The sequence below is a fragment of the Rhodopseudomonas julia genome (genome assembly GCF_030813515.1).
GTDB lineage: Bacteria > Pseudomonadota > Alphaproteobacteria > Rhizobiales > Afifellaceae > Afifella > Afifella julia.
The window spans coordinates 1,594,935-1,620,804 of the sequence record NZ_JAUSUK010000001.1 but is presented as its reverse complement, the minus strand read 5'-3'; the positions used below and the strand labels follow the sequence as shown (position 1 = coordinate 1,620,804).

The window sequence follows — 25,870 nt, the reverse complement described above, 5'->3', positions numbered from 1 at the left end:
ACGCAGTAACCGGCACGTAAGTCTCACCTAATCGCGACAGATATGTCGCCCGCCCCCAGTATTTTCGCAGCCGCGTCCTTGCGCACCGCGATCTGTGCCGGCCCCTATAAACACCGCATCACATTGCACAAATATGTGCATTTCGTCCATTGTCGACTCAATTATAAAACTTGCCGGGGAATTCCAGCAATAAGAAATCACCGAAGGTTGAAAATGCTTAGGCGACAACAGTGACGCTCCAGGCGCCTCGCCGACGCCAGCAAAGAGCGCACATCTTCACCGCCTTGTCTTTAATCTGTACAAATTAGCTAAAATAAGACGCAACAGGATCGCCGTCGCCGAAAAGCCTCCCCGGCACGGTCTTCACAATTTCTGCGACAGTCGGCAGAAACCTGTTTTGCCGTCTAATTTTCTTCTGACACCATTGTGTGAGGAAGGTCGCGTGCCACGCATTCCGGCTCGCCCGGCGGCAGAAACGGCGCCGATCGCCCCTGCAGCCGCATCAGAAAACCTTCAAGCCGATAGGCCTCCCGCCGCAGCTTGCCGAAGCGTCCGCTCACCAGACAGACCGCCATACTGCCTGCCATCCGCAGACCGGTGAGCGCCCGATTGCCCCGCCCGATCTTCTCCATCACATAGGCGCGCGACCAGCCGAAAGAGACGTCTTTGACGCGGTTCGATTTCGCCGCCGGGCGGGAGGAATGCCCCGAAGACCGGTTGCCGAGATGCACGGCCTCCGCCTCTGCCACATAGATGATCGGTCGCCGCGCCGCCCGGTAGCGAAAGGCGAGCTCATCGTCTTCGAAATAGAGAAAGATCGATGGATCGAAGCCACCGAAGGCGAGGAACGGCTTCACCCGGACGAGCATCACCGCCCCCGACAGCATGGCGATACACGCATCGCCCTCGGGCGGCCGACGATGCTTCTGGCGCGGCTCCAGCGCGGAGGAGACCCGGAAGAACACCTTTCCCGCCTCATTGACGATGCGCGGCACGAAGAGCGCGCAGTCCGGATAGCGTTCCGCCGCGGCAAGAAGCGCCGCGACGGCCCCCTCCGCCATCGCCGCATCCGGATTGATGACGAGCGCGAACTCCGTCGTGACGGCGGCAAGCCCCGCCATCACGCCGCGGCCGAAGCCGCAATTCACCTCGAACGCCAAAATGCCGAGGCCCCGCTCTCGGGCCACCGCCCGCGTTGCGTCCGAGCTGCCATTGTCGACGACGATGCCCGGCAGCTTCGCCGTATGCGCGCCCTGCCAGCGCAGCGCCTCGGCCGAGTTGTAGGCGACGGTGACGAGCGTGACGTTTCGAGCCAGATCATTGCGGCTCACCTCACCGCTGCCGTCCTCGACGCTGTCGGCCACTGGGCCCGGCACTGGCTCCTTCCCGTCACTCGTCACACTGCGCTCCTGAAACTCGATGCCGCCGGCCTTGCCCGACCGTCCCGGCTTTGTCGAGTGTTGCAAGATCATCGGACTTTCACATCAATGATGCACACTTCACCCTGGCGAAGGGCCCCTGACGCGCTACCATTCGCCACATCGCTCGCACGGCCGGCGCCAGAAGCGCAAAGCTCGGCAGCCGATCGAACGGAGCCGGCACCCTGCCGGCAGCAAGAGAAAAAGGGGGCGTGCGTTGAACACACAATCCGAAAACAGAAACATGGTCGGTCTTTGGCTGGCCCGGCTTCTCGGTCTCGTTCTGGCTCTCATCGGGCTGGTTCTGGTCGGCGGCGGGGGCTGGCTCGCGAGCCTCGGCGGCTCCTTCTATTACGTTCTCGCCGGTCTCGGCCTTTTGGCGTCCGGCATCTTGATCATGGCGGGCCGCGCCAGCGGCGCCTGGCTCTACATCTTCGTGTTCTTCGCCACGCTTCTCTGGGCCTATTGGGAAGTCGGCCTCCACGGCTGGGCCCTCGTGCCCCGCGTCGTGGCACCTGCCGTGCTTCTTGTCCTCGTCATTGCCGCAATGCCGCCGCTCGCGCCCTGGGATTATTCCTGGCGCTCGGCCTTTGCCGGCATCGCCGCCGTCCTCGTTCTGATGGTGGGCGGCGGGGTCTATATCGCCGTCGTCAACGCCCCGGAGGTCCAGGGTCCTCTGCCGGCCGCCGGGCGTCTCGCCATGGCCGATCCCTCCTTGAAGGATGTCGGCAGCGACTGGCCGGCCTATGGTGGCACCTATTCGGCAAGGCGCTATTCCCCGCTTGCCGAAATCAACCGCGACAATGTCGGCAAATTGCAGCGCGCCTGGGTCTACCACACGGGCGATTTGCCCGACAGCGAGCTCGCCAAGGGCAAATACGGCGCGGAAACGACGCCGCTCAAGGTCGGCGACACGCTCTATCTCTGCTCGGCGATGAACATCATGATCGCCGTCGATCCGCAGACCGGCAAGGAGCGCTGGCGCTACGACCCGAAGGTGTCCGACGATTGGATCCCGTACACCGCCGCCTGTCGCGGCGTGACCTATTTCGAGGTGCCTGACGCCGGCCCCGATCAGGTCTGCCCGACGCGTGTCATCGAAGGCACGCTCGACGGCCGCCTCATCGCCGTCGACGCCAAGACCGGAGAGCCCTGCTCCGATTTCGGCGACAACGGCTCCGTCGACTTCAAGCGCGGCATGGGAGAGGTCGTGCCCGGCATGGTCTCGATGACCTCCGCGCCCACCATCGTGCGCGGGGTCATCGTCACCGGCCACCAGGTGCTCGACGGCCAGAAGCGTTCAGCCCCCTCGGGCGTCATCCAGGGCTTCGATGCCGTCACGGGCGAGCAGCGCTGGGCCTGGGACATGACGCAGCCGGAGATCACCGGCCAGCCGCCGGAAGGCAAGACCTACACCCGCGGCACGCCCAATATGTGGACGACGGCGAGCGGCGATGAAGAGCTCGGCCTCGTCTATCTGCCGATGGGCAATTCCGCCGTCGATTACTGGTCGGGCGCCCGCACCGACGCGGAGAACGAATATTCGACATCGCTCGTCGCCATCGATGTGGAGACCGGCAAGCCTGCCTGGCACTTCCAGACGGTGCACAAGGATGTGTGGGATTACGATCTCGGCGCCCAGGCGACGCTCGTCGATTTCCCGGTCGGCGACGGCACGGTGCCGGCGCTCATTCTGCCCTCCAAGCAGGGCGACATGTACGTCCTCAACCGCGAGACCGGCGAGCCGATCACGGGCGTCGAAGAGCGCCCCGTGCCGACGGGCGGCGTCGAGCCGGATCAGCGCTCGCCGACCCAGCCCTTCTCGCTCTATCACACGCTCCGAAAGCCCGAGCTGACGGAAGCCTCCATGTGGGGCATGTCGCCGATCGATCAGATGGTCTGCCGGATCGAGTTCCGCCGCTCCTCCTATGAGGGCTTTTATACGGCGCCGACCTCCGACCAGCACTGGATCGAATATCCGGGCTACAATGGCGGCACCGATTGGGGCGGCATCGCCGTCGATCCCTCGCGCGGCGTCATCGTCGCCAATTACAACGACATGCCGAACTACAACCGCCTCGTCCCGCGCGCCGAAGCCGACCGCAAGGGCTGGGCCCCGCGCAGCCAGCAGCGCGGCGCCATCGGCGGTGCGGAAGGCGCCGGCGATCCGCAGGCCGGCACGCCCTACGCCATCAACGTCAATGCCGGCTGGCGCCTGCCCGTCACCGGGCTCCTGTGCAAGGAGCCTCCCTATGGCGGCATTCGCGCCATCGACATGGAGACGGGCAAGACCCTCTGGGACCGCCCGTTCGGCGAGGCGCGCACCAACGGGCCTTTCGGCATCCCCTCCATGCTGCCGATCACCATCGGCACGCCGAACAATGGCGGCGCGGTGGTGACCGCCGGCGGCGTCATCTTCGTCGCCGCGGCGACCGACAATCTCATCCGTGCCATCGATATGGAGACGGGCGAAACCTTGTGGAGCGACGTGCTGCCGGCAGGCGGCCAGGCGACGCCGATGACCTATGAGGCGAACGGCCGGCAATATCTCGTCATCATGGCGGGCGGCCACCACTTCATGGAAACGCCGATCGGCGACGCCCTCGTGGCCTACGCCCTACCCCAGCAATAAGGGGCCGCAGCAATAGGCGCCCGCGCCTTTGAGACACACCGCCCGGGGCATCGCCCCGGGCGTATTCATTTCCGGACATGCCGTCCGCCAGGAACGGACTTTATCCCCGCATCTTCAGCGGCGGAAAGCCCTCGTACCATTCCCCATGACGGCCCTCGTGATTGTCCATGCCGGGCCGCGTCAGATAGCCCCTCGGCGGAATGTAGCTTGAGATCGTGCGCGCCGGCCGCTCCGACCAGGTCAGGTTGAAGGCCGCGAGTTTCGGAAAGAATTCCATCGCCGAATAGGGCAGATGGTCGTGCACCCACCACGCCATGGCGCGCCAGTCGGCCCCGTCGGCATAAAGGTCGGCAAACCACGGGATGACGATGCAGGCCGTCGCCCCCATCTCGCCCTCAGGCCCGCGCCGATCCCAGATATGCCCGGCATAGCTCGTCTCGTTGCGTGCGCAATTGAGCTTGTTCTCGTTGCCGAAGGCGTTGAGCGCAGGCGCCCGATAGGCCGAGCGGATGGCGATCCGCCCGAACGTCGCCTCGATCGGTTCCAGAAGCTCCTCGCAGAGCCGCCGCCCCGCCGCGATCATCAGATCGGGATCGTCGGGCACGTTCGGCAGGCCGTAAAAGCCGGAGATTTCCGAATAGAGAAAATCGCGCAGGAAGAAATTCTGCGACAGCCGCACCCGCCCGAGCTCTTCGAGCGCCCGCATGCTCGCGGGCTTCTTCCTCATCGCGCCCTCACGGCCGTCGCCAACTGCGCGAAACGGCACGCAAAAGACCCGCGCCAGGAGGCGAGAAACGACGAAAACATGGGAAGAAAATTGGTGGAGCCGAGGGGAATCGAACCCCTGACCTCTGCAGTGCGATTGCAGCGCTCTCCCATCTGAGCTACGGCCCCGCCGCGATCCGAAAACGGTCGCAAGCGACGCGCATTTAGGGTGTGCCCCCGGAGGGTGTCAAGCGGACTTCAACATGGCGGGCCGTTCGGCGCGCTAATCTTTGGCGGCACGCGTCTCATCGTCCTTGAGGAACGTGATCCGCCCCTCCGGGCGAGGCGCCACCTCGCGGGCAGACCGCACGAACGCCATGACGTCGTTGGCGATCAGCAGTCCGTCGCGCCCGTTGATGAGGGCCCGCCCCTTCGTCAACGCCACGTAACCGTCGCCGCCGTCCGCCATGAAGTCGTTGGTGGCGAGCGTATAGATAGCGCCCCGATCGAGCGGCTTGCCGTCGATCTCGACGGCCTCGACGCGTTCCCCCGCAGGCTTTTGAAGATCGACCGTCACGCGCATGCCGGAAATCTGCGGGAAGCGACCGCTGGCATTCTCCACATCGCCAAATCCGTGCTCCAGCGCCTCCAGGATCGCCGCGCCGGAAATCTCGAGCTTCACCGTGACATTGCCGAAAGGCAGCTCGGTCAGGATATCGCGCCGCGTGATCGTGGCGCCCGGTTCATAAATCCGATTGCCGCGAATGCCGCCGCCATTGGTGATCGCGACATCGGCCGCGGTGCCGGCCCGCATCGCGTCGGCGACGAGATTGCCGATCGCCGCCTCTTCGGTGCGCAAGGTGGCGCGGCGGCTGTCGAGCGCCGTCTTCGTCGTGCCGACCCCGACATCGAGCTCCTTGGAAAGATCCGCCTGAAACTCGTCGATCTTCGCCTGCACGGCGCTGTCGCCGATGACGCCGGCCGTATCGATCGGGCGAAATTCCGGCCACCACGAAAGCCTGCGTGTGCCGTCCTTCTCCTCGACCCCCATGCGTATATCGACGGCGGTGACGTACTCGCCCTGTTCCTTCGATTCCGCCATCGCCGTCTTGCCGTCGAAGAAGATCATCAGATCGTGGTCGTCGCCGGAGAGGATGAGATCGAAGGCGCGGCTTTGGAAAAGCGCCCGATCGACCTCACGGCCGGCATGGGCGACGGCGACGACGAAATCGGCACCCTTGGCACGCAGCCCCTCGGCCGCGTCTTCGCCGGTCGCCAGCGCCGGCGCGATCTTCAGCGTGCCGGGGCTCGACTTCTGATAGGAATCCTCCGCCGTGAGGCCGACGATGCCGATCTTGACGCCCTCCGCATCGATCATGCGCGTATCGGCGATCGCGCCGATCCTGTTGCCGGCCTCATCTCGCAGATTGGCGGCGAGCACGGGAAATTTCGCCTCGCCCATGCGCCGTGCAAAAACCTCGGGGCCGAAATCGAATTCGTGATTTCCCGGCACGAAGACGTCCGGCTTGATGATGTTGAGGAGCGTGACGATATGCGCCCCCTCGTCGAAGCCCGCCATCAGCGAGGGCGAGATCGCATCGCCCGCATGCGCGAAGACGACGTGATCGCGTTCCGCGCGTTCGCGCGCCACCACGGCGCCGATGCGGGCATAGCCGCCGCGCGTCTCGCTCGACCCGGCCATCTGGTCGGCATCGTTGACGAGAAGAAAGGTGACGGAGACGTCCTCGGCCGCCGCAAAGGACGGTTGAAGCGAGACCGCGATGACGAACGCGGCAAACCACCGCAGCGTTGAAGCCATGGCTTCATTCCTCTGTTCGGACAATCACTTTACAGAGTTTCCAGGATTATGCGTGCTTCGACCCGCTGCTCCATTGGCTCCGCTTGTGCTACGACCTATCTTGCACAACTCGGTGACGCCATGCGCAGACAGGTGGAAGGTGCGCCGTAGAGTCTTATCTTGGCCCTGATGCCAGAACGAGGGAAGCCGTAGTGCTGGACCGGCCCATTTTTTCCAGTTTTTCCGATTCCAGACGAAACGACATGAAGGAGATGGTCCTTCCGTCGGACCATCCGCCCGTGCGCGCCGGGCGCATCGGTGTCCTGCTCGTCAATCTCGGCACGCCCGACGGCACCGATTACTGGCCGATGCGCCGCTATCTGAAGGAATTCCTGTCGGATCGCCGCGTCATCGAAACGCCCCGCCTTTTGTGGTGGCCGATCCTCAACGGCATGGTTCTGTCGACCCGCCCGCAAAAGAGCGGCGAGGCCTATGCCACGATTTGGAACAAGGAGCGCAATGAATCGCCCCTGCGCACCTTCACCCGCAGCCAGGGCGAAAAGCTTGCCGCCGATTTTGCCGCCGAGGAGCGCATCGAGGTCGATTGGGCAATGCGCTACGGCAATCCGTCGATCGCCGAAAAGCTGAACGCCCTGCAGGAAAAGGGCTGCGAGAAGGTCCTGATCGTTCCGCTCTATCCGCAATACAGCGCCACCACGACGGCGACGGTGAACGACAAGACCTTCGATGCCTTGAAGGAGATGCGCTGGCAGCCGGCGATCCGCACGGCGCCGCCCTGGCATGACGAGCCGGCCTATATCGACGCCCTCGCCCAGTCGGTCGAAGAGCACATCGCCGGGCTCGACTTCACGCCGGAGGTCGTCATCACCTCCTATCACGGCCTGCCGAAATCCTATTTCGAGAAGGGCGATCCCTATCACTGCCATTGCCACAAGACGACGCGGCTCCTGGCGGAACGCCTCGGCTGGCCGAAAGAGCGGCTTCTCACCACCTTCCAGTCGCGCTTCGGCCCGGAGGAATGGCTGCAGCCCTACACCGACGAGACGACGGCCAGGCTTGCGAACGAGGGCGTGAAATCGCTCGCCATCATGAATCCGGGCTTCGTCTCGGACTGTCTGGAGACACTCGAAGAGATCGCCATCGGCGTCGGCGAGACGTTCGAGGAGCATGGCGGCGAAAACTTCAGCCACATCCCCTGCCTCAACGATTCCAAACACGGCATGCACGTCATCAAGACGGTCGTGATGCGCGAATTGCAGGGCTGGCTTTAGGGAATTATCGTCCGAGTTGAACGTCGCCACCAAAGGGGATGGCATCGTCTGCGTCGGCGTATTAACGTGTACACATCCTAGCACATAGGCGTATCCATGACCGCCAGCACCACCATGACGATTCGGGTTCGCCCCGATGTGAAAGACAAGCTCACGCGCATTGCAACCGAGACACAGCGGAGCAAGTCCTTCCTCGCCGGCGAAGCGGTCGCCGCCTATGTCGAGCGTGAGCTTGAAATCATCGACGGCATCAAGCGCGGCCAGGCCGACGCCGCGGCCGGTCGCGTGATCCCCCATGATGAGGCGATGGCGGAAATCTACGCCGTCATCGCGGAAGCCAAAGCCGAAAAGCAAACGGGCAAGGCTTGAAACGGCCGATCACATGGTCCCGCGAAGCGCTGGACGATATAAAGGTACAGGTCAGGCACATCGCCAGAGATAACCCGAAAGCCGCTACGCGGGTTGCCGAACGGATTGAAGACGCGGGCAAGGCCCTTGGGCAGATGGCGACAGGCCGGCCCGGGCGCGTGACAGGAACCTATGAGAAGTCGGCTCCGCGTCTGCCTTACGTCATCGCCTACGAGCTTCGGGAGACAGCGGGCCTCGAAAGTGTCGTGATCTTGCGCATCATCCACACGTCGCGGGACTGGCAGGTGGAGAAGTGGCCCGACTAGGCTGAACCACCGCGCCCCCGCCGCGATCTCCAAGCCGGATCGCAGCCATCTTCTTGCCCACGCCCTATCGAAGGGCGTGCCAGAAGAGCGCGACCTGCGCGTTCGGCCGCAGCTCGGCGATGTGATCATCCCCGTCGTGTTCGATTAACGGAAATCTGCTACCGCCCTTAGCCGGCAAGATTGCCCACGAAGATTGGCGCTGAAGGCACGCGATTCCCATGTAGAGGAAGACGGCCTCGCAGCAGGCCCAAGGAGAAGTAACACCCATGCTCGGTGGATTCGATATCGTCGTCATCGCCCTTGTCGTCTTGATCGCGCTCGTTCTCTTCGCGAGCGTCAAGACGGTGCCGCAAGGCCACAATTACACGATCGAGCGCTTCGGCCGTTACACCAAGACGCTGTCGCCCGGCCTCAACATCATCGTTCCCTTCATCGACCGCGTCGGCGCCAAGATGAACATGATGGAGACGGTGCTCGACGTGCCGAGCCAGGAAGTCATCACCCGCGACAACGCCACGGTGACGGTGAACGGCATCACCTTCTTCCAGGTCATGGATGCGCCGCGCGCCGCCTACGAGGTGAATTTCCTGGAGAACGCCATCGTCAATCTGACGATGACCAATATCCGCTCCGTCATGGGCTCGATGGATCTCGATGAGCTCCTTTCGAACCGCGACGAGATCAACGACAAGCTTCTGAAAGTGGTCGATGCCGCCGCCGGCCCCTGGGGCGTGAAAATCACCCGCATCGAGATCAAGGACATCGATCCGCCGCGCAACCTCATCGATTCCATGAACCGTCAGATGATGGCGGAGCGGGAAAAGCGCGCCTCGATCTTGACGGCCCAGGGCATGCGCGAATCGGCGATCCTGAAGGCCGAGGGCGAGAAGCAGTCGCAGATCCTGGAGGCCGAGGGCCGCCGCGAGGCCGCCTTCCGCGACGCGGAGGCCCGCGAGCGCGAGGCGGAGGCCGAGGCGAAGGCGACGGCCTATGTCTCGGAGGCCATCTCCAAGGGCGGCGTGCAGGCGATCAACTACTTCGTGGCGCAGGAATATATCGGCGCGCTCAAGGCCTTTGCCACCTCGCCCAACCAGAAGACGCTTCTCATGCCGGTCGAGGCCTCCGCCGTCATCGGCGCGCTCGGCGGCATCACCGAAATCGCCCGCGAGGCCTTTGCCGACAAGGACGAGCGTCCGGTGCGCGCGGGCAGCGGCAGTGGCGGCAGCGTGCCCTTCACCGGTCAGCGGCCCGAGCCTTCCGGTGACATCTCATGATCGTCAGCGCGATCGAAAGCCTCGGCGGCTGGACCTGGTGGATCCTCGGGCTCGTCCTTCTCGGCGTGGAAATTCTTGCGCCCGGCTTCTTCTTTCTGTGGTTCGGCGTCGCCGCGCTCATCATCGGGGTGAGCGCCGTCACCATCTCCTGGCCGTGGCAGCTGCAGATCCTGGGCTTTGCCGTTCTGTCGGTGGTCGCCGCGCTCGCCGGCCGCCGCTTCTTCGGCTATCGCGACGCGCCGTCGAGCGATCCACATCTCAACCTGCGCACCGCCCGTCTCCACGGCCGCACCTTCACGCTCACCGAGCCGATCGCGGAAGGCTCCGGCCGCATCCGCATCGACGACAGCGTCTGGCGGGTGAGCGGCCCCGATACGCCGGCGGGCACGCGCATCCGCATCGTCGGCGCGGACGGCGCGCTCTTGCTGGTCGAACCCGAAGTCCCGCTCAGCCACGACTAGGCCGAAACGTCCGCAAACCTTGCGTTAACTATAAGCGTTTACCGCTTGGCAGGCATGTCCCGCGCGTCGCGGGACGGGAAAGCCTATGCGCGTGCGCCTGCCGGCCATCATTGCTTCCGCCGCACTGATCGGCGTCCTGGTTCCCGCACTCCTCGCCGTGCAGGCGGGCCCCGTTCGCGCGCAGGAAACCTCAGCCCCCGTCGACTTCACCTTGCGCGGCACCGATGCCGCCGACGAAGACGCGCTGTTTCAGGACACCGGAGAAGCGGGAGACGGAGAGGCAGACGCCGGCGACACGGGCGACGAGGCCGGGCAGAGGGCGACAGCCGCACCGCCGCCTCCGCCGCCCGGCCAGCCCTATCCCACGCCCGACGCCCCCATCGGCCCGCCACCTTTCGGGCCGCAAGCGGATGAACCGATCGGCCCTCCTCTCGCCGGGCCCCCGCCCCCGCCTCAGCCGGAACCGCGCGAACGCCGTGTCACGCCCAAGCCGCAGCTCGACGGCCGCCGTCTCATCCGCCGCGTCGTGGAGGAGGAAGAGGCGGAAGATCCCTACGCACAGGTCGGCGTGCACGTCGGCACCTTCGTCCTTCGCCCGACGCTCGATCTGGGCGTCATCGCCTCCGACAATCCCGACGGCGACGAACAGCAATCCTGGGAGGCGGGCGGTCTCGTCGCTCCGATCCTCAATCTGCAATCCGACTGGGACCGTCACGCCGTCGAACTCGATCTCCGCGGTACGGCGAGCTTCTACGACGACCATGCCAACGACGACCGCGAGGCGGAGGCGAAATTCACCGGCCGCTACGACATCAGCTCCGACACGGAAGTGAATGTCGAGGCGGGCTATCTCTACACGCTGGAATCCTTCACCGATCCCGACACGCCGTCGGCCGCCGTCGAACGTCCGGCCGAACAGAATTACAACGCCGCTCTCGGCGTCACCCAGCGCTTCAACCGTCTTGGCATGTCGTTGCGCGGCTCCTTCGAGCGCGAAACCTATGAGGACGTGACGACGGCCTCCGGCGCCACGATCAGCCAGGAAGACCGCAACAACAACGATTATGCCCTGACCGGGCGTGCGAGCTATCTCATCTCGCCGGCGCTTGAGCCTTTCGTCGAGGCGCGTCTCGGCACCACCCGCTACGACGAGAGCACGGATTCGGCCGGCTATCGCCGCGACAGCCGCTGGGGCGAATTGACCGGCGGCGTCATCGTCAATCTGTCGCCGAAGCTCGCCGGCGAGATCGGCATCGGCTATCGCCACGAAAACTACGACGATCCCCGCTTCGAAGACCTCAACGCGCCGCTCGCGACGGCCGCGCTCTTATGGTCGCCCCGCCGCCTCACCAATGTCCGCCTCGACCTCGCCACGACGACGGAGGGAACGACGATCGAGGGCGCCTCGGGCTCCGTCATCCATTCCGCCGATCTGACGCTTGAGCGGCGCATGCGCCACAATCTCTTCGCGGAGGCGGGCCTCGGCCTCGATTACCGCGATTACCACGGCGTCGATCTCACGGAGACGACCTGGACCGCTTTCGGTGGCCTCGTCTACGACCTCAACCGCTACGCCGCCCTCGTCGGCCGCTACACCTATGAGCGCAAGATCCTCGACCCGGGCGAGACGGTCGAAACCAACACCGTCTCCGTCCGCCTCCGCCTGAAGCGCTAGGGTCCGAGGCACCCCAGAATCTCGCACCAGACTCCGGGGCCAGAATTTAGCATCAGAATCCAAGGATTGACGGAAGAAGCTCATGACACGCCCTCTTCCCCTCCCCCTTGCGGGGAGGCGCCAGGGGTAGGGTGTCTCCGATTTCCGCGCCGCCAGAAAATCCCGGCTTGAAACTCGTCACCCCTTCATGCCCCGCATCCGCGCCCATCCCGTCCCAGGTCCGAGCAAAACTCGACCCATCGGATTTTCCGATCATATCGCCGCGAATTTCGAACTTTTTATTCGGATTTCACGGACCTACCTCCCTCCCGTACAGCAACGGGATTTCAGCTATGAGCGAAGATTACGCCTCCACCAGACCCGAGGAACTGAAGCCGTTCCTCGGCCGCCATTTCATCTACACCTATGACAATGGCTGGCAGTACGAGATGTATATCAAGAACGCCGACACCATCGACTACCGCATCCACAGCGGCATGGTCGGCGGTCGCTGGGTGCGCGATCAGAAGGTGCATCTGGCGCGTCTCTCCGACGACGTGCTCAAGGTGTCCTGGGACGAGCCGACGGGCACCTCCGTCAGCGTCTCGGTGAACTTTGCCGAGCGCCAGCTGCACGGCGTCATCTTCTTCCCCCAATGGATCGCCCGCGATCCGAAGAAGACGGTGTGCTTCCAGAACGAGCATCTCGACGAGATGCGCGCCTTCCGCGATGCCGGCCCGACCTATCCTAAGCTCGTCATCGACGAATTCGCCAAAGTGACGTTCCTGGAGACCTGCGCGGTCGACGACGAAACCGTCGTCGCGGTGGCGCCTGAGGAATTGCCCGAAGGCTATGCCAGCCGGACCTGATCCGGTCCGTCGAGCAACAGGCGGCCCAGTGCCAGGGCCGCCTTGCCGGCCCGCGTCTCGTCGGCCCAGCTCAGCGCGAGCGGGATGACCCTCCGGCTGCCGCTGACGAGATCGAGCTCCACCAGGCGTCGGGCCGCCAGATGCGCGGCAACGAGATGTTCCGGCAGCCAGCCCCAGCACAAACCGCTGAGAACTGCCTCCACGCCGGCTTCCAGGCTGTTCACGTCCCAGGTGCGGCCATCAGACGGCGACAGCCCCTCGCTCGCCATCACCGCACCGTCGCCGCTGATGGCCACACGCAGATGGCGCGCCAGCGTCGCCGGCGTGATCGCACCGCCCGACCTGCGCACCAGCGGATGCCCGGGGTCGGCCACGGCCAGCATCGGGATGTCGATGAGCGGATGCTGGTCGGCTCGTCCCGGCTGCCAGAGCGAGATGGCGAGATCGAAATCGTCGGAGGCCCGATCCGGCTCGGGCACGCGCACACTCTCGCGCAGCGCCACCTCCACATGCGGATGGTGCTCGGCAAACACCTGCAGCGCGCCGAACAACCTCTGACGGGGAAAGATGCTGTCCACCCGAAGCCGCAACTGGCTCTCCTCGGTGCCGAGCGACCGTGCGCGATCCTCCAGCCGGGTGAGATCGTCGATGAGCGGATTGGCCTCCGCCAACAGGCTGCGTCCGGCCGGTGTCAGCCGGGCCTTGCGGCCTTCGATCTGAAAGAGCGCGACGCCGAGGCGCTCCTGCAGGCGGCTGATGGCATAGCTGACCGAGGACTGGCTGCGGTTGAGCCGTTCCGCGGCCTGGGCGAAGCCGCCGTTCTCGACGACGGCCTGCAGGACGGCCCATTGTTCCATCGTGGTTCTGGGAATGCGCATCGCGCCCGTCCGGTCTCCGCCGCTTGCGTCATCCTCAGGCTTGAAGGAGCCCTGCGAGCGCCGCGGGCGAGAGGTCGCCGCCCTGGTGAGCGGCGCACGAGGGACGCGAGGTCAGAGACGAAATCGCCTCCGACCTTTCGGTGCCCCTTATACGGCCCCCTTATGCGGCAATGCCGCCGTGATCGGCCAAACTAGCCGACGAGCCCCTTCAGCCAATCCTTGCCGAGCTTCTTCAGCTCCGCCTTGAAATCGTCCGCGATGTCCTCGCGGTCGAGCGCATAGGCGACATTGGCGGCAAGGAATCCGGATTTGGCGCCGCAATCGAAGGTCACGCCGCGGAAGCGCACGCCGGTGAAACGCTGCTTCTCGGACAAGGCCTTCATGCCGTCGGTCAACTGGATCTCGCCGCCGGCGCCGGGCTTCGTCGTCTCCAGAAGCTTGAAGATCTCCGGCTGCAGGATGTAGCGGCCGGAAATGTAGAAGGTCGAGGGCGCCTCTTCCTTCTTCGGCTTCTCCACCATGCCGGTGATTTCGACGCCGACATCGTCGTCCTCGCCGAGCGCCACGATGCCGTATTTGTGCACCTGTTCCGGCACCGTCTCTTCGAGAGCGATGACGTTGCCGCCGTGCTTTTCGTAGGCCGTCATCATCTGCGCCAGACAGCCGGGCTCGGAGCGCATCAGCATGTCGGGCAGAAGCACGGCAAACGGCTCGTCGCCGACGATCTCGCGCGCGCACCAGATCGCATGGCCGAGCCCGAGCGGCGCCTGCTGGCGGGTAAAGCTCGTGCCGCCCGCCGGCGGCAATTCGGCCTTCAACACGTCGAGCTCGGCGGTCTTGCCGCGCGCCTTCAACGTGTCTTCGAGCTCCGGCTGGATGTCGAAATGGTCTTCGATGACGCCCTTGCCGCGCCCGGTGACGAAGACGAAATGCTCGATGCCGGCCGCCTTCGCCTCGTCGACCACATATTGCAGCACGGGCCGGTCGACGATCGTCAGCATCTCCTTCGGCACGGCTTTGGTAGCGGGAAGAAATCGTGTGCCGAGGCCTGCGACAGGCAGGACGGCTTTTCTGATCCGGTTAACCACGGGAACCTCTTCGGGTACGGACAAGCGCGACACCCGTTTAGAGTAAGCTTCCCGCACGAGTCCAGGCGGGTCGGGGCGGCGCGCGCAGGCTCAAAACCTAGGCGACGCCCGCAAAAAGTGAAGGCCAGGAAGAGAGAGGACGGGCGCGTATGAGCGTTCTGGTAACGGGAGGCGCCGGTTATCTTGGCAGCCAGCTCGTGCTCGCGCTTCGCGACGAGGGCGAGAATGTCGTCGTCCTCGACAACCTTTCCACAGGCTATGAATGGGCCGTGCCGCGCGGCGCCGAACTCGTCATCGGCGATGTCGGCGACCGCCTTCTCCTCAACCATCTCATGCGCACGCGCCGCGTCGATGCCGTCCTGCATCTCGCAGGCGCCCTCGTCGTCGCCGATTCGGTCGCCGATCCGCTCGGCTATTATCTGAACCACTCGATCAAGACGCGCGAATTGATCGCCGCCGCCGTCGCCAACGGCGTCGAACACATCGTCCTCTCGTCATCGACGGCCGTCTACGGCCACCCCGCCGAAAACCCCGTCACGGAGACCGCGCCACTTGAGCCGCTGACGCCCTATGCCGTCTTCAAGGCTTCGGCGGAACGCATGCTCGCTGAAGCCGGCGCTTCCTATGGTCTCAAGAGCGTCAGCCTGCGCACAGGGCATATCGCCGGCGCCGACCCGTCGGGCCGTGTCGGCCATGCGATCGTCGGCGCCACCGATCTCGTCAAGATCGTGCTCGAAGCGGCCCTCGGCCGGCGCGAATACGTGCCCGTCTTCGGCACCGATTACGACACGCCCGACGGCACCGGCATTCGCGATTACGTGCATGTCGCCGACGCCGCCGATGCGCATCTGGCCGCCCTCGCTTATCTCCGAGCCGGCGGCGACAGCCTCACCGTCAATTGCGGTTATGGCCAGGGCCACAGCGTGCTTGAAGTGATCGACGCGGTGCAAAGGATCGCCGGAAAAGTGCTCGATGTGCGCGCCCGCGCCCGCCGGGCCGACGATATCGTCAGCCTCGTCGCCGATCCGCGCCGCATCCTGAAGACGCTCGCCTGGCAGCCGCGCTTCTCCCATCTCGAAACGATCCTGGAACACGCGCTCGCCTGGGAGGCCCGCGCGGCCATGCGCGCCGCCTGAGACGCAATCGCCGCCCCTCTCACGGCCGGTTTCTCACGCCGGCGTTGCACGGCCGCTTTTGCCGCGCCTGAAGCCACGCTAACATGTGCCGTGAAATGAGCGGCTTGAACGCCGCGCCGGTTCGCGCCATGTGCTTGCGCCACGACAAAGCCTCGGCGCGCGACCGGAAGGCGCCGTCATCGTCGATCTCGGTGATCGACCGGACGAACCGGCCAGGCGCGGGAGCTTGAGATGCGCAGTTTCTTTGCAGGCTTCATGGTGGCGCTCGCCGCTCTCGCCTTTCTCGGCGCGGAGACGGAATTTGTCGCCTCGCGTGCCGCAGCGGCGGAGGCGATCGTCGTCGCCCAGAACGACCGCCAGCCGTCCCTCTTCCGCTTCCTGTTCGGGCCGAAGCGCAATGCCCAGCCGCAGCGCCAGGAGCCGCAGACGCGTCAGCGCGCCCCGCAGCGCTCTGCCCCGAGCCGTTCCTCGCGCCGCAGCACGCCCCGTGCACCCGTGGAGCCACAGCTCGAGATCGTGGAGAAGGCGGAAGACGCAAAGCGCGTCCTCGTCGTCGGCGATTTCTTCGCCCGCAGCCTTGCCAAGGGCCTCGACGAGGCCTTCGCCGAAAACCCGAAAGTCATGATCATCCAGGCCGCCAACGGCTCTTCGGGCCTGGTGCGCGACGATTTCTACGACTGGCCGGCGCGGCTTCCCGAGCTCATCGAAGAGCACAAGCCGGATGCCGTCGTCGTCATGCTCGGCGGCAACGACCGCCAGGAGATCGGCAAGCTCGCGGTGCGCGGCGACGAATGGAACGAGGCCTATGGCGACCGCGTCGCAAAACTCGCCAATGTCATCGCCGAAAGCGGCGAGCCGGGCGTCTGGGTGGGCCTCGTGCCGGTCGCCTCCTCCGTCATGTCGCGCGATTACAGCGCCTTCAATTCCATCTACCGCGAGACGCTGGAAGATTCGCCGGTGAAGTTCGTCGATGTGTGGAACGGCTTTGCCGACGACGAAGGCAAATACGTCTCCTCCGGACCGGACATGAACGGCCAGAACCGGCAGTTGCGCGTCGGCGACGGGCTCAATTTCACCCGCGCCGGCCAGCGCAAGCTCGCCTTCTTCATCGAGCGCGACCTGCAGGAAATCTTGAAGACCGGCTCGCCGTTCCTCGCCTCGCTCGAAGAGGGCGAGGCCCCGGCGGAGAAGGAAGCCCGGCCCGCGATCAGCGCCATGATCCCGATCGACAAGCTGATTTTGGGCAGCTCCGGCAGCCTCTCCACCTACACGCCCCGAAAGAGCGCCGAGGCGGAGACCGGCACCGGCGCCAAGACGGCTGCGTCGGACGAATCGTCTGCAGAGAAAGCCGTGCCGCCCTCCTCACCCGCCGAGGCGGCGCCGCAGATGGCCGAAGAGACGGGCGTCGAGCCCGAGGCGGAAGCCCTGCTCGCCAAAATGATCGCCGGCGCACAGCCGCCGGCTGGCCGCATCGACGATTACCGCTGGCCGCCGGAGCGTCGCACGCCGCAAGTCAAAGCCGCCGACAAGGCGTCTGAGACGTCATCCGAAAAGCCGGCCGAAAGCGACCAAAACGCCTCGGCCGACACCTCGCCTGACGCCGAGGCCGGAAATCCAGAACCGGAAGCGGCAGAACGCGCAGCGTCAGCGGCACGCGCCGAATAGACCTCACGTGTCGAAACGCGCAGAGGCCCCGGCCCTCGTTATATTTGAACTCACATCGCCGCTTAGATCTGCCGTCACAGCGGCAGCGAGGTCTCGCCCATCAGAAACTGGTCGATCGAGCGCGCCGCCTGCCGGCCCTCGCGGATCGCCCACACCACCAGCGACTGCCCGCGCCGCACATCGCCGGCCGCAAACACCTTGTCGATCGAGGTGCGGTAGCTCTTTTCGTCGGCGAGGATATTGGTGCGCCGGTCCTGTTTCATCGCGCCGCCGAATTCCTTGACGAAGGTGTCTTCGAGCGGCCCGGCAAAACCGATGGCGATGAAGGCGAGATCGGCCTTGAGGATGAATTCCGTGCCTTCGAGCGGCTGGCGCTTTTCATCGACGCGGGCGCATTTCACCCCGGTCAGAACGCCGTTCTTGCCGACGAATTCGAGCGTCGCCGCCTGGAATTCGCGCTCCGCGCCCTCCGCCTGGCTGGAGGAGGTACGAAGCTTCGTCGGCCAATACGGCCAGACGAGCGCCTTGTTCTCCTTCTCCGGCGGGCAGGCGCGGATATCGAGCTGCGTGACGGAAATCGCGCCCTGGCGGAAAGCCGTGCCGACGCAGTCCGAAGCCGTGTCGCCGCCACCGACCACCACGACATGCCGGCGTCCGGCCCAGATGTCGTCGGGATGATCGATCTCCGGCACCGGCTCGCCGTTCACGCGGCGGTTCGACTGGATGAGATAGGGCATGGCGTAATGCACGCCGGTCAATTCCATGCCGCCGATGCCCGGATCGCGTGGCCGCTCAGAACCGGTGGCGATCAAGACGGCATCATGCTCGTCGACGAGCTCCTTCATCGGCTTCGTCACGCCGATATTGACGCCGTAATGGAAGATGACGCCCTCGCCTTCCATCTGCGTCACGCGCCGGTCGATATGGTATTTTTCCATCTTGAAGTCAGGAATGCCGTAGCGGCAGAGCCCGCCGGCCTTGGGCTCGCGCTCATAGACATGCACGTCGTGGCCGACGCGCGCGAGCTGCTGGGCCGCCGCCATGCCGGCCGGGCCCGAGCCGATGATGGCGATGCGCTTGCCGGTCTTTCTCTCCGCCGGCTGCGGGCGGATCCAGCCTTGCTCGAAGGCCTTGTCGGCGATCGCCTGCTCCACCGTCTTGATGGTGACGGGCACGTCTTCGAGATTGAGCGTGCACGCCTCTTCGCAGGGCGCGGGGCAGATGCGGCCGGTCCATTCGGGAAAGTTGTTGGTGGAATGGAGGTTGCGTGCGGCCTCCTCCCAATCGCCCTGCCAGACGAGATCGTTCCAGTCGGGGATCTGATTGTGCACCGGGCAACCCGTCGGCCCGTGGCAATAGGGAATGCCGCAATCCATGCAGCGCGACGCCTGTCGGCGCACTTCCGGCTCCGGCAAGGGCAGGACGAATTCCTTGAAATGCCGGATGCGGTCGGACGCCGGCTGGTAGCGCTGTTCCTGCCGATCGATCTCCAGAAAGCCTGTGACTTTAGCCATAACTACGCTTCACCCGTCATTCCCGCTGCCGCGCCCGCAATCGTCGTGCCGAAAGCCCGCCGCCGGAGATCCCGATCCGGTCAGGCTTAATGCCGCAGCCTTTTTTGGATTTCCAGTTCCGCCTGGCGGGCAAATGCCCGCAGATCGGCCCCATGCTTCTGATCGCGTGTCTCTCGTCGCGCGTCCCGCATCTGTCTTGACGGGCCGGCCTGTCGCCGGCCCCGACCTTTGCCTCACTCCGCCGCGATGCGCCGTCCGCCGCCCATGCGCCGTTCTTCCATCTCGACGAGAGCACGACGATATTCGACCGGCATCACCTTCACGAATTTCGGCCGGAAGTCCGCCCAGTTCTCCAGGATGTGCTTGGCGCGCTTGGAGCCCGTGTAATGGTGATGGTTGGTGATGAGCGTCAAAAGCCGCTCTTCGTCATGCGTGTTCATGTTGGAGGAGACGTTGACGCGGCCGTGCCATTCCATGTCGCCGCCATGGTGGTGCAGCTCTTCCAGAAGCGCCTCTTCCTCTGGCACCGGTTCGAGTTCGACCATGGCGAGGTTGCAGCGCCGCTCGAACGAGCCATCCTCGTCGAGCACATAGGCGATGCCGCCCGACATGCCGGCCGCGAAGTTGCGGCCCGTCTCGCCGATGACGACGACGATGCCGCCGGTCATGTATTCGCAGCCATGATCGCCACAGCCTTCCACGACCGCGATGGCCCCGGAATTCCTGACGGCGAAGCGCTCGCCGGCGACGCCGGAGAAATAGCACTCGCCCTCGATGGCGCCGTAAAGCAGCGTGTTGCCCACGATGATCGCCTGCTCCGCCGGAAGCTGGAAGCTCTCCGCCGGCCGCACCACGATGCGCCCGCCGCACAGCCCCTTGCCGACGTAATCGTTGGCGTCGCCTTCGAGGTCGAAGGTCACGCCGCGGGCCAAAAACGCCCCGAAGGACTGGCCGGCGGTTCCCTTCATCTTCACCACGATCGTATCGTCGGGCAGGCCCTCATGGCCATAGCGCTTAGCGATCTCGCCCGACAGCATGGCGCCGACGGAACGGTCGAGATTGGCGACCTTCACATCGATCTGCACCGGTTCGCCGCGTTCGAGAGCCGGCGCCGCTTCCTTGATCAGCTTGCGGTCGAGCACCGTCTCGATCGGGTGTTCCTGACGCCTCGTCCAGCGCACCTCGTCGTCCGGCGCGTCCTGGCGATAGAAGAGCTTGGAGAAATCGAGCCCCTTCGCCTTCCAGTGCTTGATGAGCGGCATCGTGTCGAGCCGGTCGGAGCGTCCGACGAGCTCTTCGAGCTTGCGCACGCCCATCGCCGCCATGATCTCGCGCACCTCTTCGGCCACGAAGAAGAAGTAGTTGATCACATGCTCCGGCGCACCGCGGAAGCGCTTGCGCAACACCGGGTCCTGGGTGGCGACGCCGACCGGGCAGGTGTTGAGATGGCATTTGCGCATCATGATGCAGCCGGCCGCGATCAAAGGCGCGGTCGAGAAGCCGAATTCATCGGCGCCCAACAATGCACCCACGATCACGTCGCGGCCGGTCCTGAGACCGCCGTCGACCTGCAGTGCCACGCGCGAGCGCAGCCCCTCATGCACGAGCGTCTGGTGGGTCTCGGCAAGGCCGATCTCCCAGGGCAGACCCGCATGCTTGATCGAGGTGAGCGGCGAAGCGCCCGTTCCGCCGTCATAGCCGGAAATGGTGATGTGGTCGGCGCGCGCCTTGGCGACACCGGCCGCCACCGTGCCGACGCCCACTTCCGCGACGAGCTTCACCGACACATCGGCCGCCGGATTGACGTTCTTCAAATCGAAGATGAGCTGCGCCAGGTCCTCGATCGAATAGATGTCGTGATGTGGCGGCGGTGAAATGAGGCCGACGCCCGGCGTCGAATGCCGGACTTTCGCAATCACCGCATCGACCTTGTGGCCGGGCAGCTGACCGCCCTCGCCGGGCTTTGCACCCTGCGCCACCTTGATCTGCATCATGTCGGAATTGACGAGATATTCCGTCGTCACGCCGAAGCGGCCGGAGGCGACCTGTTTGATCGCGGAACGCTCCGAATCCCCGTTCGGCTTCGGCACGAAGCGTTCCGGCTCCTCGCCGCCCTCGCCGGTGTTCGACTTGCCGCCGATGCGGTTCATGGCGACTGCGAGCGTCGTATGCGCCTCGCGCGAAATGGAGCCGAAGCTCATCGCGCCGGTCGCAAACCGCTTGACGATCTCCACTGCCGGCTCGACCTCGTCCAGCGGCACCGGTTCGAGATCCATGGCCTCCGCCTCGCGGATGCGGAACAAGGAGCGGATCGTCAGCCGCTTCGCCGCTTCGCCGTTCACCATCTCGGAGAAGGTCCGAAAACGCTCGAAACCTTCGCCGCGCACCGCATGCTGCAGATGTGCCACGGCGTCCGGCGTCCACACATGGTCTTCGCCGCGCATCCGGAAGCCGTATTCGCCGCCGACTTCGAGCGTGCGCCGGAGAACCGGATCGTCGCCGAAGGCAAGGCGGTGGCGCCGTGCCGTCTCCTCGGCGATCTCTGTGAGACCGACGCCTTCGATCATCGTCGCCGTGCCGAAGAAGAAGCGGTCGACGAAGGCGGTCGACAGCCCGACGGCATCGAAGATCTGCGCGCCGCAATAGGATTGGTAGGTGGAGATGCCCATCTTGGACATCACCTTCAAAATCCCCTTGCCGACGGATTTGATGAAGCGTTCCACCACTTCGCGCGCATCGACGACGTCCGGGAAGTCGCCGCGCTCATGCATCTGCGCCAAAGTCTCGAAGGCGAGATAGGGGTTGATCGCCTCGGCCCCATAGCCGGCGAGCACCGCGAAATGATGCACTTCGCGGGCCTCGCCCGTCTCCACGACGAGACCGACCGAGGTCCTGAGCCCCTTGCGGATCAGGTGATGGTGCACGGCCGCCGTCGCCAGAAGCGCCGGCATGGCGATGCGCTGCGGCCCGACCAGGCGGTCCGACAGGATGATGATGTTGTAGCCTTCCAGCACCGCCTTCTCGGCGCGCTGGCACAGCCGATCGACGGCGTCTTCCATGCCGTCGGCGCCGAGGCTCGCATTGTAGGTGATGTCGAGCGTCTTGGTCTGGAAATGGTTGTCGGCGATGTCGCCGATGCCGCGGATCTTTTCGAGATCGGCATTGGTCAGGATCGGCTGCCGCACTTCCAGGCGCTTGCGCTCCGACAGGCCTTCGAGATCGAAGAGGTTCGGCCTCGGCCCGATGAAGGAGACGAGGCTCATGACGATTTCCTCGCGGATCGGATCGATCGGCGGGTTCGTCACCTGGGCGAAGTTCTGCTTGAAATAGGTGTAGAGCAGCTTCGGCTTGTCGGAGAGCACGGAGACCGGCGTATCCGAGCCCATGGAGCCGATCGCCTCCTGGCCGGTCACCGCCATCGGCGCCATCAGGATCTTCAGGTCTTCCTGGGTGTAGCCGAAGGCCTGCTGGCGATCGAGCAGCGAGGCGGCCGTCGTCGGCGCGCGCGAGGCGACCTCCGGCATGTCTTCCAGAACGATCTGCGTGCGGGCGAGCCACTGGCGATAGGGATTGCCTTCCGAAAGGCGTGCCTTCAGTTCGCCGTCGTCGATGATACGGCCTTCCTGTAGGTCGATCAGCAGCATCCGACCCGGCTGCAGGCGCCATTTGCGCACGATCGAGCTTTCGTCGACCGGCAGGACGCCGGCTTCGGACGCCATGATGACGAAGCCGTCCTCGGTCACGACATAGCGCGCCGGCCGAAGCCCGTTGCGGTCGAGCGTGGCGCCGATCTGGCGCCCGTCGGTGAAGGCGATCGCCGCCGGCCCGTCCCACGGCTCCATCAGCGCCGCATGGTACTGGTAGAAAGCCCGCCGCTTCTCGTCCATCAGCGGATTGCCGGCCCAGGCCTCCGGCACCAGCATCATCGCCGCATGGGCGAGTTCGTAGCCGCCGATGGTCAGGAATTCGAGCGCATTGTCGAAGCAGGCCGTATCCGACTGCCCCTCATAGGAGATCGGCCACAATTTATCGATGTCGGAGCCGAGAAGCGGCGAGGAGATCGACGCCTGGCGAGCCGCCATCCAGTTGACGTTGCCTCTGAGCGTGTTGATCTCGCCGTTATGGGCGACCATCCGGTAGGGATGGGCGAGCTTCCAGGACGGAAACGTGTTCGTCGAAAAGCGCTGATGCACGAGCGCGAGCGCCGAGGCGAAGCGCGGATCCGACAGATCCTTGTAATATTCGCCGAGCTGATGGGCGAGGAACATGCCCTTGTAGACCGCGGTGCGGCTCGACATCGAGACGATGTAGAAGCCCTTGTCGCGGCCGTCGCTCTCGTGGAAGACCCGGTTGGAGATGACCTTGCGCAGAATGTACAGGCGGCGCTCGAAATCGTCGCCCTCGAGCCCGTCGGCCGCGGCGATGAACACCTGCCGGTGCACGGGCTCCGCCGCACGGATCTTCTGCGCCTTCGACAGGCAGGAATTGTCGACCGGCACGTCGCGCCAGCCGAGAACCGTCTGGCCTTCCTCGGCCACCACCTGCTCCACGACGCCTTCCAGATGCCGGCGCAGCTCTGCGTCCTGCGGCATGAAGATGACGCCGACGGCGTAGCGGCCGAGCGGCGGCAGCGAAAAGCCCGCCGCCTCCGCCTCGCCGCGGAAGAATTCGTCGGGAAGCTGGATCAGCATGCCCGCCCCGTCGCCGACCTCGGGGTCGGCGCCGACCGCGCCGCGATGCGTCAGGTTGTTGAGGATCTTGAGGCCGTGCTCGACGATCGTATGCGAGGGCCGCGCCTTCAGATCGGCGATGAAGCCGACGCCGCAGGCATCGCGCTCGCCGCGCGGATCGAGAAGGCCTTTGCCGGCGGCCGGCGTTTTTCGCTCCCCGCGCACGCGCTCCGCGCGCTCAAACGCCTGCGCGGCTGCGCGCATCCGCTCGCTCTTGAGGTGAGGTTCCATCGTCACGGCCTGCCTCCGCCATCTCGCCCCGCACCGAAACCCTTCGTCTCGGGGCACCTCTTCCGTTCGGGTCGCATGCCTCGTTCAGGACATGCGGCTCGAGCAATCGGCTTAACGCCGTAGCTCACACTTAACTGGTTGGGCACATTCGGGTTGAGCGGAATGCTCTTCGCTCTGCCCTTTAATGCCCCGTCGTCGTTGTCGGCGATCCCGGGACCGGCGCCCTACACCAACTAGGACAGAAGACCTGTCCTATTCATTCACCATCTCAAATTTTGCAAGAGACGACAAGTCGACTCTCCGCACCGCTCGAAGGCCGAACGGAGCTGTTGCGTCGTCGCCGGCGCCGCGCGGTGAAATCCGTGGCAAGCTTCGCCGACATGGAGAGAAGCTTCACGGCTGCGGCTGGGCAGCTTTCGCCAACCGTCTATGCCAGAATTTCCCGCCTCGTCAAAGGAGAGATGGGACGGGCGCAAAACTCCTCTACCCTGAATGACTTTTTTCGTCCCGTTGCACGCGGGCTCGTCTGTGAAAGGCGAAGGCGGAGACTTGTCGGGCGGCAAGCGAGCCTGCAGCCCGAGGCCGGGCTTTCGCACATCACCTTGAGGAAGGGACCCAGAAGGACGCAGAAACGAAAAAGACAAACCTCGTCCTGGCCGATGGAACTTCGCGGCCGGCGCCCCGCGCGCCGAGAAAACCTTCAACAGACAAGATCTGAAGACCCGGTCCGACGTCGCAGGCCGCCACGCCCCCTTGCGCAAGAGGCGCGCCGGCCCTAAGCCGCGAATATGCAGTTTGCCAGCGACAATTGGTCCGGCGCCGCGCCGGAAATCGTGGAAGCGATCGCCCACCAGGCAGCCGGCCATGCCGACGCCTATGGGGTGAGCGCCCTCGACCGCGCCGTCGAAGACCGCTTCAACGCGCTTTTTGAGCGTGAAGTGGCCGTCTTCTTCGTCGGCACCGGCACCTCCTCGAACGCACTCGCGCTCGCCGCCGTCAACAAGCCGGGCGGGGCCGTCTTCTGCCACCGCGAAAGCCATATCGTCGTCGACGAATGCGGCGCGGTGGAATTCCAGACGGGCGGCGCCCGCCTGATGCAGCTCGACGGCCCGCTCGGCAAGATCGATCCGGGCGAGTTCACGGATGCCGTATCGCGCTTTTCACCGGATTTCGTTCATGCCGGCCAGCCGATGGCGCTCTCGCTGACGCAGGCGAGCGAGGTCGGCACCATCTATACCCGCCAGGAAGTCGAGACGCTGACCGCCATCGCCCATAGCCGCGACCTTCCCGTGCACATGGACGGGGCGCGTTTTGCCAATGCCCTCGTCCGGCTCGGCGAGAGCCCGGCCGACATCACCTGGCGCCAGGGCGTCGACATCCTATCCTTCGGCGGCACCAAGAACGGTTGCGTCTCCGCCGAAGCCCTCGTCTTCTTCGATCCGAAGATGGCGGCCGAGCTTCCCTATCTCAGAAAGCGCGCCGGCCATCTCTTCTCCAAGACCCGCTTCATCGCCGCCCAGTTCCAGGCCTATCTCGCCGACGATCTGTGGCTGCGGCTCGCCGCCCACGCCAATGCCATGGCCGAGCGCCTGCGCGCCGGCATCGAAAGCTCCGACAAGGCCCGCCTCGCCTGGCCGAGCGAGACCAATGAGAGCTTTGCCTTTTTGCGGCGCGAACAGGCGACCTTCCTGCGCAAGGCCGGCGCCGTCTTCCTGGAATGGCCGCGTCCGCATGGCGTGAAGCTTCAGGAAGGCGAAGACGAAATCCTCGTGCGCCTCATCACCAATTTCCAGACCAGCGAAGACGAGGTCGACCGCTTCGTCGAGCTCCTCGGCGCCAGGCTTTAAGGCC

The 25,870-nt window shown here is 65.0% G+C and carries 18 protein-coding genes and 1 tRNA gene; 11 read left to right on the top strand and 8 right to left on the bottom strand.

All coding sequences use genetic code 11. The features are described 5' to 3' along the window. Positions 1 to 404: 404 nt before the first annotated feature. The gene (locus tag J2R99_RS07450; RefSeq protein ID WP_307153807.1) at positions 405 to 1,472 is read right to left on the bottom strand and encodes a glycosyltransferase family 2 protein; all 1,068 of its coding nucleotides are present in this window, start codon (positions 1,470 to 1,472) and stop codon (positions 405 to 407) included. Positions 1,473 to 1,662: 190 nt separating this feature from the next. Here J2R99_RS07450 and J2R99_RS07445 point away from each other — a divergent pair, with 190 nt between their 5' ends. After that, positions 1,663 to 4,050, top strand: coding sequence for a membrane-bound PQQ-dependent dehydrogenase, glucose/quinate/shikimate family (locus tag J2R99_RS07445; RefSeq protein ID WP_307153806.1), 2,388 nt, complete (start codon positions 1,663 to 1,665; stop codon positions 4,048 to 4,050). Positions 4,051 to 4,150: 100 nt separating this feature from the next. Here the strand turns inward: J2R99_RS07445 and J2R99_RS07440 are convergent, their stop codons facing one another. From J2R99_RS07440 to J2R99_RS07430, 3 genes are all read right to left on the bottom strand, one after another. After that, positions 4,151 to 4,777 carry a hypothetical protein gene (locus J2R99_RS07440; protein WP_307153805.1) on the bottom strand — a complete coding sequence of 209 codons (627 nt, stop codon included), beginning with the start codon at positions 4,775 to 4,777 and terminating at the stop codon, positions 4,151 to 4,153. Positions 4,778 to 4,868: 91 nt separating this feature from the next. Continuing rightward, positions 4,869 to 4,944, bottom strand: a tRNA-Ala gene (locus J2R99_RS07435). A gap of 94 nt (positions 4,945 to 5,038) precedes the next feature. Then, positions 5,039 to 6,574: a bifunctional metallophosphatase/5'-nucleotidase gene (locus J2R99_RS07430; protein WP_307153804.1), complete on the bottom strand. Its 1,536-nt coding sequence runs from the start codon at positions 6,572 to 6,574 to the stop codon at positions 5,039 to 5,041. A 242-nt stretch (positions 6,575 to 6,816) separates the two neighbouring features. On the opposite strand from J2R99_RS07430, the gene hemH reads away from it, so the two are divergent. From hemH to J2R99_RS07395, 7 genes are all read left to right on the top strand, one after another. After that, on the top strand, positions 6,817 to 7,845 hold the full coding sequence (hemH, locus tag J2R99_RS07425; RefSeq protein ID WP_307153803.1) for a ferrochelatase: 1,029 nt from the start codon (positions 6,817 to 6,819) through the stop codon (positions 7,843 to 7,845). A gap of 96 nt (positions 7,846 to 7,941) precedes the next feature. Further along, positions 7,942 to 8,214 (top strand): CopG family ribbon-helix-helix protein, encoded by a 273-nt coding sequence (locus tag J2R99_RS07420; protein WP_307153802.1) that lies wholly within the window; start codon positions 7,942 to 7,944, stop codon positions 8,212 to 8,214. After that, entirely contained in the window at positions 8,211 to 8,519 is a 309-nt protein-coding gene (locus J2R99_RS07415) for a type II toxin-antitoxin system RelE/ParE family toxin (RefSeq protein WP_307153801.1), read from the top strand. Before J2R99_RS07420 ends, J2R99_RS07415 begins: the two co-directional genes overlap by 4 nt. A 266-nt stretch (positions 8,520 to 8,785) precedes the next feature. Beyond that, positions 8,786 to 9,793 (top strand): SPFH domain-containing protein, encoded by a 1,008-nt coding sequence (locus J2R99_RS07410; protein WP_307153800.1) that lies wholly within the window; start codon positions 8,786 to 8,788, stop codon positions 9,791 to 9,793. Then, a complete protein-coding gene (locus J2R99_RS07405) occupies positions 9,790 to 10,254 on the top strand; it encodes an NfeD family protein (protein ID WP_307153799.1) in 465 nt (154 codons plus the stop codon). Before J2R99_RS07410 ends, J2R99_RS07405 begins: the two co-directional genes overlap by 4 nt. Before the next feature lie 85 nt (positions 10,255 to 10,339). Continuing rightward, complete coding sequence (locus J2R99_RS07400) at positions 10,340 to 11,929, top strand: outer membrane beta-barrel protein (RefSeq protein WP_307153798.1); 1,590 nt, start codon at positions 10,340 to 10,342, stop codon at positions 11,927 to 11,929. A gap of 332 nt (positions 11,930 to 12,261) precedes the next feature. Next, the gene (locus tag J2R99_RS07395; RefSeq protein ID WP_307153797.1) at positions 12,262 to 12,777 is read left to right on the top strand and encodes a phenolic acid decarboxylase; all 516 of its coding nucleotides are present in this window, start codon (positions 12,262 to 12,264) and stop codon (positions 12,775 to 12,777) included. Here J2R99_RS07395 and J2R99_RS07390 read toward each other — a convergent pair. Together J2R99_RS07390 and galU are read right to left on the bottom strand one after the other, a co-directional pair. Further along, on the bottom strand, positions 12,759 to 13,655 hold the full coding sequence (locus tag J2R99_RS07390) for a LysR family transcriptional regulator (RefSeq protein WP_307153796.1): 897 nt from the start codon (positions 13,653 to 13,655) through the stop codon (positions 12,759 to 12,761). The genes J2R99_RS07395 and J2R99_RS07390 overlap by 19 nt on opposite strands. Positions 13,656 to 13,846: 191 nt before the next feature. Then, a complete protein-coding gene (galU, locus tag J2R99_RS07385) occupies positions 13,847 to 14,743 on the bottom strand; it encodes a UTP--glucose-1-phosphate uridylyltransferase GalU (RefSeq protein ID WP_128290626.1) in 897 nt (298 codons plus the stop codon). 149 nt (positions 14,744 to 14,892) lie between these two features. On the opposite strand from galU, the gene galE reads away from it, so the two are divergent. Both galE and J2R99_RS07375 read left to right on the top strand, forming a co-directional pair. After that, positions 14,893 to 15,879, top strand: a complete 987-nt coding sequence (galE, locus tag J2R99_RS07380) for a UDP-glucose 4-epimerase GalE (protein WP_307153795.1) — start codon at positions 14,893 to 14,895, stop codon at positions 15,877 to 15,879. A 231-nt stretch (positions 15,880 to 16,110) separates the two neighbouring features. Beyond that, the gene (locus J2R99_RS07375; protein WP_307153794.1) at positions 16,111 to 17,544 is read left to right on the top strand and encodes a DUF459 domain-containing protein; all 1,434 of its coding nucleotides are present in this window, start codon (positions 16,111 to 16,113) and stop codon (positions 17,542 to 17,544) included. A 74-nt stretch (positions 17,545 to 17,618) separates the two neighbouring features. Here the strand turns inward: J2R99_RS07375 and J2R99_RS07370 are convergent, their stop codons facing one another. Together J2R99_RS07370 and gltB are read right to left on the bottom strand one after the other, a co-directional pair. Continuing rightward, a complete protein-coding gene (locus J2R99_RS07370) occupies positions 17,619 to 19,058 on the bottom strand; it encodes a glutamate synthase subunit beta (RefSeq protein ID WP_307153793.1) in 1,440 nt (479 codons plus the stop codon). A gap of 233 nt (positions 19,059 to 19,291) precedes the next feature. Then, the gene (gltB, locus tag J2R99_RS07365; protein WP_370872331.1) at positions 19,292 to 24,019 is read right to left on the bottom strand and encodes a glutamate synthase large subunit; all 4,728 of its coding nucleotides are present in this window, start codon (positions 24,017 to 24,019) and stop codon (positions 19,292 to 19,294) included. Positions 24,020 to 24,807: 788 nt separating this feature from the next. Between gltB and J2R99_RS07360 the strand changes: the two genes are divergently transcribed. Next, the gene (locus tag J2R99_RS07360; protein ID WP_307153792.1) at positions 24,808 to 25,866 is read left to right on the top strand and encodes a threonine aldolase family protein; all 1,059 of its coding nucleotides are present in this window, start codon (positions 24,808 to 24,810) and stop codon (positions 25,864 to 25,866) included. The last annotated feature ends 4 nt before the right edge of the window (positions 25,867 to 25,870 follow it).

What these genes read in the sequence shown, in the direction of transcription:
- J2R99_RS07360 (WP_307153792.1), top strand. Translation starts at nt 24,808, where the DNA reads ATGCAGTTTGCCAGCGACAATTGGTCCGGCGCCGCGCCGGAAATCGTG.
- J2R99_RS07370 (WP_307153793.1), bottom strand. Translation starts at nt 19,058, where the DNA reads ATGGCTAAAGTCACAGGCTTTCTGGAGATCGATCGGCAGGAACAGCGC.
- J2R99_RS07450 (WP_307153807.1), bottom strand. Translation starts at nt 1,472, where the DNA reads ATGATCTTGCAACACTCGACAAAGCCGGGACGGTCGGGCAAGGCCGGC.
- J2R99_RS07375 (WP_307153794.1), top strand. Translation starts at nt 16,111, where the DNA reads ATGCGCAGTTTCTTTGCAGGCTTCATGGTGGCGCTCGCCGCTCTCGCC.
- J2R99_RS07390 (WP_307153796.1), bottom strand. Translation starts at nt 13,655, where the DNA reads ATGCGCATTCCCAGAACCACGATGGAACAATGGGCCGTCCTGCAGGCC.
- J2R99_RS07445 (WP_307153806.1), top strand. Translation starts at nt 1,663, where the DNA reads ATGGTCGGTCTTTGGCTGGCCCGGCTTCTCGGTCTCGTTCTGGCTCTC.
- J2R99_RS07430 (WP_307153804.1), bottom strand. Translation starts at nt 6,574, where the DNA reads ATGGCTTCAACGCTGCGGTGGTTTGCCGCGTTCGTCATCGCGGTCTCG.
- J2R99_RS07420 (WP_307153802.1), top strand. Translation starts at nt 7,942, where the DNA reads ATGACCGCCAGCACCACCATGACGATTCGGGTTCGCCCCGATGTGAAA.
- gltB (WP_370872331.1), bottom strand. Translation starts at nt 24,019, where the DNA reads ATGGAACCTCACCTCAAGAGCGAGCGGATGCGCGCAGCCGCGCAGGCG.
- hemH (WP_307153803.1), top strand. Translation starts at nt 6,817, where the DNA reads ATGAAGGAGATGGTCCTTCCGTCGGACCATCCGCCCGTGCGCGCCGGG.
- J2R99_RS07440 (WP_307153805.1), bottom strand. Translation starts at nt 4,777, where the DNA reads ATGAGGAAGAAGCCCGCGAGCATGCGGGCGCTCGAAGAGCTCGGGCGG.
- J2R99_RS07410 (WP_307153800.1), top strand. Translation starts at nt 8,786, where the DNA reads ATGCTCGGTGGATTCGATATCGTCGTCATCGCCCTTGTCGTCTTGATC.
- J2R99_RS07405 (WP_307153799.1), top strand. Translation starts at nt 9,790, where the DNA reads ATGATCGTCAGCGCGATCGAAAGCCTCGGCGGCTGGACCTGGTGGATC.
- galE (WP_307153795.1), top strand. Translation starts at nt 14,893, where the DNA reads ATGAGCGTTCTGGTAACGGGAGGCGCCGGTTATCTTGGCAGCCAGCTC.
- J2R99_RS07395 (WP_307153797.1), top strand. Translation starts at nt 12,262, where the DNA reads ATGAGCGAAGATTACGCCTCCACCAGACCCGAGGAACTGAAGCCGTTC.
- J2R99_RS07400 (WP_307153798.1), top strand. Translation starts at nt 10,340, where the DNA reads ATGCGCGTGCGCCTGCCGGCCATCATTGCTTCCGCCGCACTGATCGGC.